Source organism: Dyadobacter psychrotolerans (assembly GCF_004349265.1).
GTDB classification, from domain to species: Bacteria; Bacteroidota; Bacteroidia; order Cytophagales; family Spirosomataceae; genus Dyadobacter; species Dyadobacter psychrotolerans.
The window spans coordinates 785,701-802,528 of sequence record NZ_SMFL01000002.1 but is presented as its reverse complement, the minus strand read 5'-3'; the positions used below and the strand labels follow the sequence as shown (position 1 = coordinate 802,528).

The 16,828-nt window shown below is 42.8% G+C and carries 11 protein-coding genes; 6 read left to right on the top strand and 5 right to left on the bottom strand.

Annotated features, from left to right (window positions below; genetic code table 11):
* Nucleotides 1–190 precede the first annotated feature (190 nt).
* Entirely contained in the window at nt 191–1,918 is a 1,728-nt protein-coding gene (locus E0F88_RS07055) for a 3-keto-alpha-glucoside-1,2-lyase-like domain-containing protein (protein WP_131957508.1), read from the top strand.
* A gap of 84 nt (nt 1,919–2,002) precedes the next feature.
* Nucleotides 2,003–3,994 carry a plastocyanin/azurin family copper-binding protein gene (locus tag E0F88_RS07050; protein WP_131957507.1) on the top strand — a complete coding sequence of 664 codons (1,992 nt, stop codon included), beginning with the start codon at nt 2,003–2,005 and terminating at the stop codon, nt 3,992–3,994.
* Nucleotides 3,995–4,230: 236 nt separating this feature from the next.
* Here E0F88_RS07050 and E0F88_RS07045 read toward each other — a convergent pair whose 3' ends face one another.
* A complete protein-coding gene (locus E0F88_RS07045; RefSeq protein ID WP_131957506.1) occupies nt 4,231–4,671 on the bottom strand; it encodes a hypothetical protein in 441 nt (146 codons plus the stop codon).
* 320 nt (nt 4,672–4,991) lie between these two features.
* On the opposite strand from E0F88_RS07045, the gene E0F88_RS07040 reads away from it, so the two are divergent.
* Both E0F88_RS07040 and E0F88_RS07035 read left to right on the top strand, forming a co-directional pair.
* A complete protein-coding gene (locus tag E0F88_RS07040; RefSeq protein WP_131957505.1) occupies nt 4,992–7,259 on the top strand; it encodes a cation:proton antiporter in 2,268 nt (755 codons plus the stop codon).
* Nucleotides 7,260–7,351: 92 nt separating this feature from the next.
* The gene (locus E0F88_RS07035) at nt 7,352–10,588 is read left to right on the top strand and encodes a cyclic nucleotide-binding domain-containing protein (RefSeq protein ID WP_131957504.1); all 3,237 of its coding nucleotides are present in this window, start codon (nt 7,352–7,354) and stop codon (nt 10,586–10,588) included.
* Nucleotides 10,589–10,691: 103 nt separating this feature from the next.
* Here the strand turns inward: E0F88_RS07035 and E0F88_RS07030 are convergent, their stop codons facing one another.
* From E0F88_RS07030 to E0F88_RS07015, 4 genes are all read right to left on the bottom strand, one after another.
* Complete coding sequence (locus tag E0F88_RS07030) at nt 10,692–11,267, bottom strand: HD domain-containing protein (protein WP_131957503.1); 576 nt, start codon at nt 11,265–11,267, stop codon at nt 10,692–10,694.
* Nucleotides 11,268–11,291: 24 nt separating this feature from the next.
* Nucleotides 11,292–12,338, bottom strand: coding sequence for an adenylate/guanylate cyclase domain-containing protein (locus E0F88_RS07025; protein WP_131957502.1), 1,047 nt, complete (start codon nt 12,336–12,338; stop codon nt 11,292–11,294).
* A gap of 70 nt (nt 12,339–12,408) precedes the next feature.
* Complete coding sequence (locus tag E0F88_RS07020; RefSeq protein ID WP_131957501.1) at nt 12,409–12,786, bottom strand: response regulator; 378 nt, start codon at nt 12,784–12,786, stop codon at nt 12,409–12,411.
* Nucleotides 12,787–12,858: 72 nt separating this feature from the next.
* On the bottom strand, nt 12,859–14,229 hold the full coding sequence (locus E0F88_RS07015; RefSeq protein ID WP_131957500.1) for a sensor histidine kinase: 1,371 nt from the start codon (nt 14,227–14,229) through the stop codon (nt 12,859–12,861).
* Between the two features lie 213 nt (nt 14,230–14,442).
* Between E0F88_RS07015 and E0F88_RS07010 the strand changes: the two genes are divergently transcribed.
* Together E0F88_RS07010 and E0F88_RS07005 are read left to right on the top strand one after the other, a co-directional pair.
* Nucleotides 14,443–15,702: a TolC family protein gene (locus E0F88_RS07010; RefSeq protein ID WP_131957499.1), complete on the top strand. Its 1,260-nt coding sequence runs from the start codon at nt 14,443–14,445 to the stop codon at nt 15,700–15,702.
* A 2-nt stretch (nt 15,703–15,704) separates the two neighbouring features.
* Nucleotides 15,705–16,715: an efflux RND transporter periplasmic adaptor subunit gene (locus E0F88_RS07005; protein WP_131957498.1), complete on the top strand. Its 1,011-nt coding sequence runs from the start codon at nt 15,705–15,707 to the stop codon at nt 16,713–16,715.
* The last annotated feature ends 113 nt before the right edge of the window (nt 16,716–16,828 follow it).

The following is a 16,828-nucleotide window of genomic DNA, read 5'->3' as shown; positions in this document are numbered from 1 at the left end:
ATATCTTGCAATAGGCCGCCCCGCAGCGGCCTATTTTTATTAAACAACAAATACGACTGACTTCTAGAAATGCCTATCCTGTGATTCTAAGGATTATAATTTTAAAAAATTCATAAATAATCGCAATATATTAGTAGAAAAAATCACGAACTTCGTTCTATAATTGTAAACATTACACTTAATATATTCAATGCAGAAATTCATTCGAAAATGTTCCCTGCTTTTCCTTGCCTGCCCCCTTCTTGTTTCAGGGCAAACGGGAAAAGGAAATTACACCACCCTGCCACTTAAAGATCTTAGTACGTTTGAAACCAGCAGTGCCAATTGGTCAGTAGCAGGCGGAATATCCGTGTTGCCTGTGGGCACGGCGAAACCAAAACTTTCATCCGGGGAAGGTATTCTTATTGGAACGGCCGGCAGCCCTATTACGACCAAACTTAAAGCCGGTGATTTGAGATTATCTCTTGAATTTATGGTCTCTCCGGGCGCTGAGGGAAATATCATTCTTCCGGGCAACCAGAAAATCCGGATTTCCGACAGCAGCCGCGACAAAGATCCTAATGCGCTGACCTCCGGATTCATCGGACAGTTTCCAGTGCAAAATGCAGCAAAGGCACCTGGTTTGTGGCAAACTATAGAGCTGGCCTATGATGTTTCGCTGCCCCAGTTAAAAAATTCTGCAAGGCTCAATTACCTGACCTTAAATGGTGTGACTGTTCTGGAAACAGTGTACCTGCCCACTCCTACAACCATTTCTGATGCACAGCCAATTTCTCTGGAAGTAAAAAAAGGGAGTATTGCTTTTCGTCACATTGGCTACCAGTTACTAGCGAGTAGAAAACCAGTCGCGCTTAACAACCTGGCCTACAAAGTTTATTCTGATAAATGGGATGCAAAAACGTTCACCACAGTTGACCATGAGGGTAAATCGGCCACACTAACACAGGAAGTGACAAATGGCATGCGTGAGTTTCATCTTGTTTATGAAGGTGATCTGGAAGTGAACGAAGCAGGCGATTATATTTTCACTACAATTTATTCCGGGAATGTTTTAGATTTAAACATAGACGGAAAGAGTGTTGCGTCATCAGGAGAAAGTACTTCTCAGGAAACGCATACCGGCCTGGTAAATTTGTCGCAGGGGAATCATAAATTTAAATTACATTATTCACGTTTTCCGTGGAGACAGCCGGCAATGGGTCTGCGGGTCGAAAAAGCCGGCATCAGGCCGTATGATCTTCATGTACTTTCGTCACTGCCGGAGCCGGAACCAAAACCGTATATCAGCGTGACGCCGGAAATGCGTCCTGAAATGGTGCGTTCTTTTGTTTACTTTAACGAGGAAAAAAACAAGCGTACGCACTGCATCTCGGTTGGCACTTCTGCCGGCTGGAACTACACTGTTGATTTAAGTCGCGGCGCCCTTTTACAGGCCTGGCGTGGCCAGTTTGCCAACGTTACCGAAATGTGGTACGAACGCGGCGAACCACAATTACTCTCACCTGCCGGACTCACAGCACTGATATCAGGCAAAAGCAGCATGGCTGTACTCTCCGATGCAAACGCACTCTGGCCGGATTCTTCTGATATTAATTTTTTGGGTTACAAATTAGATAAAGAAGGAAATCCTGGCTTTCGTTACGCAATTGGTTCAGCTACGGTAGTTGATAAAATGACCTCGGGCAGCAATGGAATTACCAGAACCTTCCAGTTGGAAGGTGCCGCAAAAGGTTCGATCTTTTCACTTTTAGCCAGCGGTAAAAACATAGTGATGTTAGAAAAAGGGCTTTATCAGGTTGATAACCGATATTACATTCAGCTCGATAAAAAAGCATCCGTGTTACTACGAAATGCAAGTGAGGGAAAAGAACTTCTCTTACCTGTTACCGGAACTACGTCGTATACAATGTTCTGGTAGCAAACAGACTTTCCAAGTCTTCAAGACCTGGAACGTCTCCTCTTAACAATCGAATCAATTTTAACATCAGGATTTGAATTATTAATGAAAAATATAGTATTAACTACACTGATCTCACTTGGTTTTGTAAATGCGCATGCACAATCCAAACAAAACAAGGAAGATGACTTTTACCGCATCATAACTATACCCATCCCTGAAACCATTAAAATGGAAGTGGGTGGTTTGCAGGCGCTTCCTGACGGACGTCTGGCTGCGTCAACCCGTCGCGGTGAGGTTTGGCTGATTGGCAATCCTTATCTCAAAGGTGATGGCCGGCCTTCTTTCAGCCGTTTTGCATCCGGACTTCATGAGCCGTTGGGACTGCTGTACAGAGGCAAAGATTTTCTGATTTCCCAGCGCGGAGAAGTAACCCGACTTGAAGATACCGATAACGACGGGATTGCTGATATTTATGACTCGTTTGCAAAATGGCCCCTGTCCGGCAATTATCACCAGTATTCCTACGGGCCCGTCAAACTGCCAAACGGTGAAATGATCGTGACCCTGAATCTTGACTGGATTGGTAAAGGAGCTAGTCAGTCAAAATGGCGTGGATGGATGCTTAAATTAGGTGAAGATGGAAAACTGACACCTTACGCGACAGGGCTTCGTTCGCCATCGGCTTTCGGATCTTACAAAGGAGACATTTTTTATACCGAAAACCAGGGCGACTGGGTTGGTTCAGGCAGGATGACACATCTTGAGAAAGGTGATTTTGCGGGAAATCCCGCTGGTTTAAGATGGAGCTCGGAAGAAGGTTCACCTGTAAAGCTTAAACCGGAAGATATTCCAGATACGGGCGAGCCGCTGTACGATGTCGCAAAACGGACCCCCGGACTAAAAGCACCGGCTGTCTGGTTTCCGCATACACTTGTTGGTATTTCTACCTCAGGCTTTGTTGAAGATGCAACCAACGGCGCATTCGGGCCTTTTGCGGGACAAATGTTTGTGGGCGACCAGGGACACAGCATCATCACTCGTGTGGATATGGAAAAAGTGAACGGAGTCTGGCAGGGCACCGTTTTTCCATTCCGTGAAGGTTTTATGTCCGGCATCCTTCGGTTAGAATGGGGCCTGGATGGTTCAATATTTGTGGGCCAGACAAGCCGCGGTTGGTCTGCAACAGGTAAATCAGAATTTGGTATTCAGAGGTTGGTTTGGACAGGTAAAATGCCGTTTGAAATGAAGAATGTACGTTCGATGCCTGATGGTTTTGAAATTGTATTTACCAGTCCGGTTGATAAAAAATCTGCCGCTGATCCCGAATCATACAAGCTGAACAGTTTTACCTACAAATACCATCACACATATGGAAGTCCGATCGTCAACACTAAGGAGCTTAGTCTTAAAGGTATCATTGTCTCGGAGGACGGCCTGAAAGTTCGATTGGTGTTGGATACGGCCGCATTGCGTAAAGGATATATTCATGAAATAAAAGCAGAAGGAGTAAAAGCGATTGAAGGAAACAATCTGCTTCACGTGACCGGTTATTATACGCTCAATGAAATTGCGTCCGGTTCTCCGGCAAACAGTGCTCAATTCACTACATTAGTTAAAGCTTCGCCCACCGGTCACAGCGACCATGTAATGCCTGCACAGGAAACCGCATCAGCTCCGTCTGCTAAACGTTTGGTAGAAATGCCTGCCAGCTGGACAAACGGACCGGATCAGGTGATCACAATCGGAACTGTGCCCGGCTTAAAATTTGATGTTTCCGAAATTCAGGTAAAATCCGGCAGCCGTATTAAAATTGTCTTCAATAACAATGACGATATGCTGCATAACCTGGTTATCACCAAACCCGGTACAGCCAATGCGGTTGGTGAAGCGGGACTAAATCTGGGACTAAAAGGCTCTGAGATGAATTATGTCCCAAAAACAAGTGATGTGCTTTTCCACAGCAACATCGTTGAACCCGAGAAATCGGAATCGATTTATTTTGTTGCGCCAAAACAAGCTGGAACCTATCATTACGTATGTACATTTCCGGGGCATTATACTTTAATGCAGGGGAAATTGAAGGTTACTAAATGATATGTTTTAGTTAGACTTTCCAAGTCTTGAAGACTTGGAAAGTCTAAAGTTCAATCAACAGATTTTCAATATCTCGCACATTTTGTTTCTGGGAATGAAATTTTTAAATTCTTCAACTCCACCAAACCATTCGAGTACCTCTTTTTTCTTCAACTTCGAATCTCGGTGCAGTAAAAATCTTTGATAAGAACTCCATGGGTAATCCGCATCGTCAAGATGAAAAAATCCATGATGTTTTAGCTGATTATGAATATAATAAACAAGAGAAGTGAAATACGACTTGTTGTCAACAGGTTTTCTTCTGAATTTTTTTGGAAAAGACTTCCGGTTCTGTTTTGTTGAATATTTATGCTCTTCGAATAACTCATAAAAAAACGTCTGAAAAGCTCACTGACAATTTCTCCTGCGCTTAATCCGTCTATGTCATCTTCTGTCGGGAATTCAATTTTCCTAGCAACAAATTCTTTCTTTGCCTTGACTTTAATAAGTAAATGAAAATGATTTGGAAGCAGATTGTAGGCATAGGTTTCCACATAATCAGACAGATAGTAGTCATACTTATTCAAGAAGTAGACATAGTTTCTATGTTGATAGAATAAATCGACCCCATCATTACCCCTGTTGTACACATGATAAAACTTTTCTTCTTCCAGTGGAATCAAACTGTGTGAGGACATCGGTGAAAGTTATAATTCTTTTGGATAAGACGTTTGTAGTTTCCTGAGGTCTCGTGCGTACATACTTTCCAAGTCCAGAAGACTTGGAAAGTATGAAAATTCTTCCGGAGCGGAATCAAACCGCGAGGGGATAATGTTAATGTTTTTTGTCTAAGGCGTCTGAGATAATTTTCAGTCCAGTCATCAGGATTACCTTAGACTTTCTAAGTCTTGAAGACTTGGAAAGTCTATTCCCAAATCCTTAATCAAACCTTAAACTGCTTTTAACCTCGCCAATCTATATTTTTCGTATTTTGCGCGCTTCACTCCCCCACAGAAATATGAAGAACATACGCAACGTACTCTTTTATACGATAACCATTGGCGCATTTTCAGGTTTGCTTTACTGGTTTATCATTCAGGGGCAAAAACTGGAAAGTATCGAAACCACTTCCAGAATTCCTGACCAAAACACTTCCTCATTCGAGCAGTTTGTCAATACACTTTTACACGATGTTAGCAGCCCGCTTTCAATCCTGCTTTTACAAATCATAACCATTATCATCGTTGCCCGCGTTTTCGGTTGGTTTTGCAAAAAGATCGGTCAGCCTACGGTAATCGGAGAAATTGCTGCCGGGATATTTTTGGGACCATCACTGGTTGGTATTTTTTTTCCGGAATTCTCAGCATTTCTTTTTCCAAAAGCTTCGTTAAGCAACCTTCAGTTTTTAAGCCAGATCGGCCTGATTCTGTTCATGTTTATTATCGGCATGGAACTTGATCTTAAAGTACTAAAAACAAAAGCGCAGGAGGCCATCGTGATCAGTCACGCCAGTATTATTCTGCCTTTCGCACTTGGAGTGGGTCTCGCACTATTCATTTACCAGCAGTTTGCTCCGGAGGGCATTAGTTTTCTCTCCTTTTCACTTTTTATCGGTATTGCACTGAGTATCACAGCCTTTCCTGTACTTGCCCGTATCGTTCAGGAAAGAGGTTTGTCTAAAACAAAACTCGGCACAATGGTGATTACCTGCGCCGCTACGGATGACATAACCGCCTGGTGTATCCTTGCGGCCGTGATTGCAATCGTCAAAGCCGGATCGTTTTTAAGTTCGGTTTACACCATTCTTCTGGCAGGTGCGTACGTATTGATTATGCTCAATGCTGTAAAACCTTTTCTCAAAAGGATTGGGGACCATTACAGTTACAAGGAAGGACTCACCAAACCTGTTATTGCGCTGTTCTTTGTGATCTTACTCCTATCCGCTTACAGCACCGAAGTAATCGGCATACATGCTCTTTTTGGCGCCTTCATGGCCGGAGTAATCATGCCCTCAAACCAAAAGTTTAGAAATATTTTTATCGAAAAAGTCGAGGATGTTTCCATGGTGCTTTTGCTGCCGCTATTTTTCGTTTTTACAGGGCTCAGGACTCAAATAGGCCTTCTTAACGATCCTTATCTTTGGCAGGTAACCGGACTCATCATAGCGGCAGCTGTGGCCGGAAAATTTATCGGAAGCGCCGTAGCGGCACGTTTTGTAAAACAAAGCTGGCGCGATAGTCTTATTATCGGATCGCTGATGAACACCAGAGGACTGATGGAGCTCGTCGTGCTTAACATCGGTTACGACATCGGTGTGCTTTCGCCGCAGATCTTTGCTATGATGGTGATTATGGCATTAGCAACAACCTGTATGACAGGGCCGGCGCTCGATCTGATTGACCGTTTCATGCCAGAAAAAAAACCGGTACCTGAAGTAATTACCAAAAAAACCGGATTCTCTATTCTGATCGCTTTTGCCAGCCCGCAAAGTGGGAGAAAAATGCTTCAGTTAGCCAATCATTTTGTTACACCCGAACCCGAAAAAAACATTACCGCACTTCATCTGTCTCCAAGCAGTTATCTCAATCAGGTCAATACAGAAGAGTACCAGTATGAAACTTTCAGGCCTATTACCGAAGAAGCAGTTAAACTGAATTTACCGGTAACCACGCTGTTCAAACCCTCACAGGATATCGAACACGACATTATTGAATCCGCTGATACAGGAGGCTTCGATCTGTTGCTTATGGGAATTGGCCACGGCGTGTTTGAAGGAACTGTGTTAGGAAAGGTATTAGGAATTACCAATAAATTCATCAGTCCGGTTCGTTTATTCGACACCATAAGCGGTAAAGAAAAATTGTTTCATGCCGATATCTTCGACGAAAGAACCAGTCATGTTATCAAATCCGTGAAAGTACCTGTTGGCTTACTTATTGACAAAAATTTACTTAATAGTGAAAATGTCTTTATTCCATTATTTTCACCCGAAGACAGGTTTTTACTTACGTTTGCTGCCAAATTAATCGCCGATGGTTGTACAAGGATTACCATTATGGATCCGTCAGGACTAATTGAACAACATCCGGACATAAAAAATACAATCGGTTCAATTCAAACCACATCACCAAACCAGATTTTCCTGAACAGCGAAAAAGCGCTTGAAAAAGACTTTTTAAGCAAACAGGATCTGATGATCATCAGTTACCAAAGCTGGAAAAAAGCTGTGGAATCGCATAGCTTATGGCTCTCACACTCGCCGTCAGTACTGGTAATCCGTGCCTGAAACGCTAATTTTTCTGCTATCCGCCTACATTGAGTTTTTAAAAGGAATAATAAGTGTTTATTTTACATGAGTGACGCTAGCATTCCAACTATATGATATCCTTGATAAGAAATAATAGATTTTTAAACACCATTAATAAGCAGACCTTACTCTTTTTCTTCCATAACTTTTTTATCAACGTTGGCACCACCCTTGTCTATGTCTCAGCCAATGTATTGCTATTAGAAAACCATCCAGAATACTCCCTTCCGATTGCCTATATCGCCGCCGCGCTTGCTGTGATGGCTGCCGGGAAAATTTATGAATATTATGAGCATCATGTAGTGCTTAAGCGTTTAAGCCTTGGAACGATGCTCGCATCTCTTTTTCTTGTTGCAGCGGTCATGCTGCTGCTTTGGCTGGGACATGGTATTGCCACAGCCGTCGCTATTATGGTTGGGTACAGGGTCATTTATCTGCTCATCAATCTTGAATTCTGGGGGTTATCCGCACTGGTATTTGATGTCAGACAAAGTAAAAGGCTATTTAGCGTCATTGGCTCGGGAGATATGCCTGCGAAGGCACTGGGTGCGGTTTTGGCCGTGTTGATCCATTCTCCTTCCGTGCTGATGATTTTGCTTGTGATTTCCCTGGTCTTTTTTGCGCTTTCATTTTACACGCAAATTCTGACCTTCCGACATACCGAAATTCCAAATCCGCATCAGGCGCGTCCTAGGCAAACCAGCTCATCTCAGTCAAAAATTGTCCAGAAATACTTTGGTGGAAATAAACTTGTAACCGCGCTATGTCTCGGAATGGTTGCCGTAGCCGCTGCCGCTACCTGGATAGAATATCATTTTTTTGTAAATGTAAAATATAAATTCCATAGCCAGCATGAGGTAATTTTCTTTGTAGGTTCTTTGCTTACAGCTACTTATGTTATCAGCACTTTCGTTAAATTACTTTTTTCGGGAAAAACGGTGGAGCGGTTTGGTGTTCATTACACATTGTATCTTCTTCCGTTTACCACCATTCTCATCTCACTGGGACTGCTGATTTCCTCTTACTTTAAAAAGGACGAACCATCCCTGCTCGTTTATTATTGCATCGCCTACCTGCTGTTCGAACTTGTCAGAAGAACGATTTTTGATCCGGTTTTCCTGGTTTTATTCCAACCGTTGTCAACCAAAAACCGACTGAAAGGCCATACTCTGGCAAAGGGCTTTTACGAGCCATTGGGTATGCTAATCGCCGGCGGACTGCTCTGGTTGATCTATACCAACAAGTTATCCAACATCAGTCTGACCTTTGATTTGTCTCTTTTGTTTGCCGTTGCTGCGCTACTTATTTTTAGAAAAGCATACCGTGAGTACATTTTAGAACTTAAAAGTGCAATCAGCAAGCGTTTTATCAGAAGCGGCGAAATGCCATCACCCGCGGAAGCTTTACCGATAATCACAGAAAACTTAAACAGTGATCGAAAAGAAGAAGTAATCAATGCGATCGACTGGCTTGCCCGGTATAAAAAATCTGTTTTCCGAAAAAACGTAGACCTGCTTTTGAAGAACCAGTTTCCCCAGGTAAGACTTAAAACGCTCCAAACCTTATTCGCCTTAGGCAGACCTGAGCTCACAGCAAGTTTCTACGCATATCTCGAATCGGAAAAAGACACCGCCTGCCAGACTTTGGCAGTCAGGATTGCATGTGCTTCCTCAAAGTTATCCGAAGAAAAGCTGGCGCGTTATCTTTCACATCAGGATCCGGATATTGTTAAAGGCGCAATCATCGGATGTTGGGAAGCGGGAAAATCGTTACCCTTAATGCATGGCACGCTAAGAAAACTCTTCAGTTCGGAAAATGAGCAATCCCAGCTCGTCGCTTTGGAATGTCTTCAAGTCATTGGAATCAGTCCTTATGAAACATCACTGCTGAATTTGTTACATAATGCAGCGCCAAGGGTTAAAAATGCAGCTGTAAACGTAATTGCCTCTGACGAATCCGGTAAGCTAATTGAAGAACTTCGGCCGCTTCTTTCCGGAGCCATGTCCAAAACCATAGCAGGTAAGCTAATCAAAAGCGGAGGGCCAGGAATTGCACTTTTGCAGGAATGGCTTCAAAATGACGAAGCAGGAGACAAAATATCGGCTGTAATCAAAGCATCAGAAAAAGTACAGCACGAATTTATACTTCCTTTACTTTTTGATCATTTAAAAAATATATACCAAATAAATATTACAGACCATAAATTACATTTAAAAAATATAAACCTTTCGATACATTTATCAATTCTAAAAGTTCTTTCAAATTATACATTAACCGCTGATCAAAAGATCCTTACAGGTAGTTTTGCTGAAAAAGAACTCATTAATGCCTACCGTTTATTGACCGGGATGAGTGAGAATGATCGGGATTTCGCATGGAATGCGACGCTGGAATATGAAATGGAGCTAACCAGCCAGCGGCTTTTTTATGTCTTCATGATGCTTTATGACAAGGATGCAGTTCAGAATGCCTGGAAAGGGATCAGGCATGCCTCTAAGGAAAAACGGGCAAATTCACTTGAAATGATTGAAAGCCTTTTGCCAAGAACGCTTTACCCGTCTCTTCATGCTCTTTTCGAAAATATACCAATTGCAAAAAAACAGGATGCACTGCGCCAATACCTGGGAGATCAAAACACAGAAACTTCGCTGATTAGCCTGATTCTTCTCAAACAACAAACGGCCTTTACACCGTGGACCGTCGCGCTTGCCATTCAAAAATCTACGCAGCAAAACGCTGAATCCGATGGGTTGGTCTTATTGTCGAGCCATCCAAATAAACTGATCCGCGAAGCCGCGATCAAAAGAATACAGGAATTAAATTTCAACAATACATCTTCTGAAACGATGGAAAAAACAGATATCAGCCGCCAAATTTCGGAAATGGAGCGGATCATTGTTTTGAAAAACACACAGCTGTTTTCAAAGACACCAGAAAATGTTCTTAGTTCGATTGCCCCGATCATGAAGGAGGTGACTTATCAGGAGGGCCAGGAAATATTTGCCAAAGGTGATCTGGGTGACAGCATGTATATCATTTATGCAGGCGAGATCGGAATCTATGACGGCGCAAAACAGCTTGCGCTTTTTGACAAAGGAGAGATTTTCGGAGAACTCGCCTTACTCGATACAGAACCAAGATCAGCCAGTACAGTTGCCGAATCGGATGTACTCCTATTCCGTATTGATCAGGAAGATTTCTTTGAGCTTATGGAAGAACGTGATGAAATACTGCGTAATGTGTTAAGAATTCTTTGTCAGCGTATCAGGGTGCAGAATGAAAAAATGCGGCTTTCAGGTACTAATTGAAGTGGGGTAAACTCTGACCCCGGGCATCAGCGTGGGGAAGAAAGCTCCCACCTGATGAAAGGTTTTAGCCTAAGTCCGGCTATAGTCAATTCCGGAAATGGTATCAGTTGCACTGTAAACCAGCTAAGTGAATCAGCTTTGCCTGCTCCCTTTTTTCTTTGGAAGTCTTTGTCCAATATTGATGAGCCCCGATAAACTTGATCTGTATTTGATTCCAGGCGTGAATATCAGAAACCAAACCTCGTTCTCTTAATTCTAAAAACAAGGTTTGGCTGATCGGCTCAAAGTCATTTCTTCCCAGGTAATCCAGATCCGCATCACAGATGATTTCTTCGAGGTGATTTTTCGGTTTTTGCGGGATTTTGGTAGCCATAATCATCCCGCATATCAGGTCGATTTGTGAGGCGCTAAAGTCGAAATCGGGCAGTTTTTCCCGTGCGATCCGGCATCCTTCTTCTTCGTGGTTCTGATAGGCGTTCATAAAACCACAATCGTGGTATAAGGCAGCTGTTTTCAGGAGTGCGAGTGATTCTTCATCCTGTACGCCTTCCTGAACCGCTATCGACAAAGCGGCATCCTTTACATCCAAGACATGGTGAACGCCATGATAATATAAATCAGCCGGAAGATGCAATCTAAGCCGACCAACAATATATTTTTCAGCATCTTGTACATTCATATAGTGTGACTTACAAACACGCACTTACTCCATAACTTCATAAATGTGAATGGGATTGGCTTTGTTTTTGAGGTTGACTTCACCAATCAGATTACACTTAAATGAGTCTTTTATTTTTAAATACGCCGATTCAGGCACCACTACCTGCCCCGGTTTGGCCAGAGCCTGCAAGCGCTGAGCGACATTTACTGCGTCACCTATCACGGTGTAATCCAGTCGTTTTAAAGCTGCGGAACCTATGTTGCCCGATACCATTTCCCCGGAATTAATACCAATTGCCACCTTTGGGAAATATCCCGACTGATCGGATAGCTCTTCCATAAAACCATTTATGTGATTTCTTACGGCGAGGCTCGATTCCACTGCACGGTCCAGATGATACTCCCCTCTGAAAACAGCCATTACTGCATCGCCCATGAACTTATCAACTAAGCCTCCCTGTGCGATAACCTCCTTTACCATTACATCAAAATACTTATTGATCAGCTTGACAACCGTGTCCGGAGATTCGCGTTCGGATATGGATGTAAAACCACACATATCCATAAAAACAACCGTTGCATCGATGTTTGTACTTGCCATCAGCGACTGACCAAAGCTGTCCTGCGTCATAAATTGAAGGACGGACGCATCGACATACATACGCAGAATATCGTTTTCCCGAACTGCTTTCAGCGTTTCCTTGAGTTGCGCCACATATTTCAGGGTCTTCTCCATCGTCACTTCAAGATCCTTAAAGTCAATCGGTTTGGTCAGAAAATCATAAGCACCACGGTTCATTGCCATGCGGATATTGTCCATGTCACCATAAGCGGAAACAATCACCGATTTCAGCAGCGGGCTTGACTCCCCCAACCTGATAAGTAAGGTGAGTCCATCCATTTCAGGCATATTAATGTCACTTAACACCATGTCGACATCAGGATGCTGTTCAAGCACTTCCAAAGCCTTAAAGCCATTTTCAGCAAAAACAAATTCATATTCCTGCTCGCGGATCTGCCTTCTGAATTTCTGCCTGATCAACAGCTGCAAATCCGCCTCATCATCTACTACAAGTATCTTAGCTTTCATAAAGTTGTTGTTTGTGCCCGACTTTCGCCTGTATTGTAAAGTGAATGTCTCTCGCACATTTCAGAAACGCTCATTCCTGCACCATCAATAGTTTTTCTTTTAATTCGACAAAATTGACCGGTTTCGTCAGAAAATCGTCTGCGCCAAGCTGCATAGCCTGATCGTGGTTATTGCTGTCCCCATAGGCAGTAATCATCATAACCTGTGGCGGAGCGGCCGGGAAGTCTTTCCTTATAGATTTTAGCAGTTCTATTCCACTCATTCCAGGCATATTGATATCGGACAGGATCATGACCACCTCGGAAGCATGGCTGGCCATATAACTTAAAGCCTCCTCACCGGAAAAAGCAAAGGAAAACTGAAACAGGCCACTGCGAATTTCTTTCCTGAATTTTTGTTCAAAAAGAGATTTTACATCTTCTTCGTCATCGACGACCAGAATCTTCATAGTTTGTAAATTATTTATTGTTTCATAAACGGCACTTTTTAACATTTCAAGCAGGCTACCTGGTTTTCATGTTTACACTTTTTCTAACGGAAGCGTAATTTTAAATTCTGTTTTTTTCCCCGGAACAGTTTCAACATCCAGTGAACCGCCGTGCGCATTGGTGATGATATCGTAGCTCATCGAAAGCCCAAGACCCGTTCCCTGACCGGTAGGTTTGGTTGTGAAAAACGGTTGAAAAATCTTCGCTTTCACTGTTTCCGGCATTCCTGTACCATTATCTGTCACTCTTATGTACAGTGTGTCAGCAAACTTTTTGGTCGTGATTTTGACTTCCGGTCTGTAATCCGTTACGGTGCCTTCCTCCGCCAGCAGACGTTTCTTTTCTGCAACGGCATAAAAGGCGTTGGTAAACAAATTCAGAAATACGCGTCCCAAATCCTGTGGCATTACTTCAACCTGGCCGATAGTCGGATCAAAATCAGTAACCAGCGCAGCGTTAAATTCTTTGTTTTTAGCCCGCAAACCGTGATAGGCAAGCCGCATATATTCGTCAGCGAGTGCATTGATGTCCACCAGCTCTTTTTCACCTGAAGAAACTCTCGAGTGCTGAAGCATGCCTTTTACAATCGAATCTGCTCTCTTTCCATGATGTGTTATCTTCTGCTGATTCTGGCTTAAATCACTGATTATTTCTTTTATGTACTCTTTATCTGATTCAGGAAGTGTCGTTTTATCTATCTCTTCTTCCAGTTCCTGGCAAAGTTCTACCGAAACCTCAGAAAAATTATTGACAAAGTTCAGCGGGTTCTGGATTTCATGTGCTATACCGGCAGTTAGTTCACCGAGAGAGGCCATTTTCTCACTTTGTATCAGCTGATTTTGCGTAGATTTTAGCTCATCAATGGTTTTTTGAAGTTCTTCTTTCTGCAATGTTAATTCATAGGTTCTTTCAGCAACGAGATATTCCAGAGATTCCTTTTGCGCTTTACTGGCTAGCTCTTCTTTTATCCGCTCCTCTCGTTCAAGGATTAAAGCTTTTTGTTGTTTTTGAACATAAAACCAGATTACAAAGCAAAGTACAAAAGCAAAAGCAGCGGCCGTAGCGAAGTAATCGTCGTTTTTTGCGTAGAATTTTGGGGCAATCAGCTCAACTGAATCATTAATTACCGAAATCAATACAAACGGGATGGCTGACTGAAGAAGTCCCCGCACAGGCCGGAAAACCTCATTCCGATAGCCGACAACAAGTAAAAATATCAGAAACGCATGCCATATCCATTGGTACCAGTCTGGCGAATCGGCAACATAATAAGTACCAAGAAGCGCAATGGAAATATATTTAACTATCTCGAGTTTTTTATCCCACTCAGGAAGCTGAGTTTTAGTCTGAAGGATTTTCCTTACATAAAAAATTAGAAAGGATGAGACCAGAAAATAATCCATGCAGTTATCGACGTATTTGATTATCTATATTATTTAACAAATAGCAAAGTACTTATTTTCCCTCAAAATAATGAATTTGGATGTAATTCAAGATTATTGTATCCGCTCTAATTTTTTTCTAACGTTTTTTTAACCCAATTATAAAACGGTTTTAATTCCGTTTTTACCCTCTGAATCAACCTTTGTCGCAAGGAAGCCTAAACTAAAAAGACAATGGCGTTCAAAGTAATAAAAATGGGGCTGACCATGGCGTTATTCTGGTTTTTCACCACCGCCCGGGCTCAAACGATCTACAATTTACAACAGGCATTACAGACTGCCAGAACAAATAATCCGGTCCTGAAACGGGAACAGTATAATGTCAGTATTTCGCAGGCAGAAATTACCACAGCATCACTTCGGCCAAATCCGATCGTCAATAACCAGTCACTTCAGCTCATACAACCTAACAGGTTTCCCGAACAGACCGGCTGGGCAAATGGTGCAAACCGGCAGGTTTGGTGGCAGATAACCAAGCCTTTCCAATTGCCCATGCAGAGAGAAAATAAAATAAATTTCGCTGAGCAAAACGTCAGGCTCTCACAAAAGCAATATACAGAAACAGAACGGAGCCTCTTCCGGGAGGTTGCACAAAAATGGCTGGATGTTTGGGCTGCGGGAAAACAGCTGGATATTTTGGAAAATGCCAGCAGTAACATCGATTCACTGGTTAACATTAATAAACTGCGTTTAAAAAACCAGGTCATCACCAACACGGATCTTGCCCGAACCGAACTTCTGGCCAACCAATACGCCATTCAAATTAAGTCAGCCAAACAGATTTATGAAAATGAACTGACCAACCTGAAATTTCTTCTAGGCACAGCAGAACCTGTTCAGATCGACACAACTGACAGATTTCAGTTTGCCATACCATCTCAAATGGATGCGCTGATACAGGACGCACTAAAAAAAAGAAGCGATGTACAAACCATAAGATCCAAGATGGATGTGGCAGAAGCTAATATCAAACTCCAAAAATCAAGCGCGCTGCCAACACCGGAACTTGGGTTGATTTATAACCCGCAAAACAAAACGCAGTACATGGGCGTCTTTGCAACGCTGGGAATTCCCATTTTTTCAAGGAATCAGGGTGAGATTAAGAAATCGGAAACAATTAGACAGCAGGCTGAACAGGACCTGAAAACAACCGAACTACAAATTCAGTCGGAAATACTAACCGCTTATCGCACCTATCAGACCCAGAATTTAAATGTGCAGAATTTCAGTAAGCTCCTGACGCAATCCCAAAGTATACTTGGCAGCGTGAAATATTCCTACCTGCGCGGAGGCACCACCATCATAGACCTGCTCGAGGCCCAGAGAAGCTGGCTGGATACGCAGCACCAGTACTACGACATTTTACAACAATACCGCCAAAGTTATATCGACCTGCTTTACACATCCGGCTTAATCAATCAATTCGCCCAATAACAATGAGAAATTTAATTAAATACAGCTGGCTGGTTTTTGGACTTTTATCTGCCTGTACAAGCAAGGAAAACAAGCAGGTACAGCAGGATGATACCACACCGGCCGTAAACGATACAGGAACAAAAATCACATTTCCGAAAGAACAGAGTGCTGATTTTTTTGCCACTGAAAATATAAAAAGCAGCACACTGATGGCAGATATAACTGCGCCTGCCAAGGTTGCTGCAACAGTGGTAAGATCCGATGAAGGCGCGTCAGGAAACATCGTACTCTTTGATAACCCTGAACTATCCGGAAACTACACCCAGCTGTTACAGCATCTGACGATGATCAGTCAGATCCGTAACATCAACATCAAACAAAGAAAAACCGAACTCGCCCGTATGAAAGATTTGCAGGAGCACGGCGCAGCTACAGGAAAAGATCTTCTTGAATCTCAAACTGCTCTTTCCATGGAAGAGACCAATCTGCTCAACGAACGATCGGCTATAATAGAGCATGAAACAAAACTGAAAGCGGGAGGTTTTGAGCCGGTTCAGCTACGAAGGGCTCCTGCGGGAACAGCCTATATCATCTGCGATATTCCTGAAAATGAAATAAGTATGGTAAAAGAAGGTAGTAAATGCACCTTACAGTTCACTGCCTTTCCAAACGAAAATTTCAAAGGGAAAATAGACGATGTGGCAGATATGATCGACCAGACAACGCGAATGATCAAACTTCGGGTTAGTATCAACAACGCAAATGGAAAGCTAAAAGCCGGCATGTTTGGCACACTTGCCTTTGGTTTAAGTGAAGGTAAAAACATGAGTATTGACAAGGATGCGCTCATCACTATCCAGGGTAAAAACTATGTATTTGTCAAAACCAGTCCAACTGCTTTTGAAAGACGAGAAGTGAATATAGGCGACCAGGTTGGAGACCGCATCATTGCTTATTCAGGTTTAAAAAATGGTGATAACGTTGCCGTTAAGGGTGTTATGCAATTAAAAGGACTTTCATTTGGATATTAAGCCAGGAATTAGGGGCTTGGAGCAGAGGGCCTGGGGTTTAGACTTTGAAGCGCCCATGCCCTCAGCCCCACGCGCCCGAAAAACATGCCGCTTTGACACAGCTTCGCAGGGAA

Excerpts from the sequence above, each read along its gene's own strand:
- E0F88_RS07055 (WP_131957508.1), top strand. The coding sequence starts at position 191 with ATGCAGAAATTCATTCGAAAATGTTCCCTGCTTTTCCTTGCCTGCCCC.
- E0F88_RS07050 (WP_131957507.1), top strand. The coding sequence starts at position 2,003 with ATGAAAAATATAGTATTAACTACACTGATCTCACTTGGTTTTGTAAAT.
- E0F88_RS07045 (WP_131957506.1), bottom strand. The coding sequence starts at position 4,671 with ATGTCCTCACACAGTTTGATTCCACTGGAAGAAGAAAAGTTTTATCAT.
- E0F88_RS07040 (WP_131957505.1), top strand. The coding sequence starts at position 4,992 with ATGAAGAACATACGCAACGTACTCTTTTATACGATAACCATTGGCGCA.
- E0F88_RS07035 (WP_131957504.1), top strand. The coding sequence starts at position 7,352 with ATGATATCCTTGATAAGAAATAATAGATTTTTAAACACCATTAATAAG.
- E0F88_RS07030 (WP_131957503.1), bottom strand. The coding sequence starts at position 11,267 with ATGAATGTACAAGATGCTGAAAAATATATTGTTGGTCGGCTTAGATTG.
- E0F88_RS07025 (WP_131957502.1), bottom strand. The coding sequence starts at position 12,338 with ATGAAAGCTAAGATACTTGTAGTAGATGATGAGGCGGATTTGCAGCTG.
- E0F88_RS07020 (WP_131957501.1), bottom strand. The coding sequence starts at position 12,786 with ATGAAGATTCTGGTCGTCGATGACGAAGAAGATGTAAAATCTCTTTTT.
- E0F88_RS07015 (WP_131957500.1), bottom strand. The coding sequence starts at position 14,229 with ATGGATTATTTTCTGGTCTCATCCTTTCTAATTTTTTATGTAAGGAAA.
- E0F88_RS07010 (WP_131957499.1), top strand. The coding sequence starts at position 14,443 with ATGGCGTTCAAAGTAATAAAAATGGGGCTGACCATGGCGTTATTCTGG.
- E0F88_RS07005 (WP_131957498.1), top strand. The coding sequence starts at position 15,705 with ATGAGAAATTTAATTAAATACAGCTGGCTGGTTTTTGGACTTTTATCT.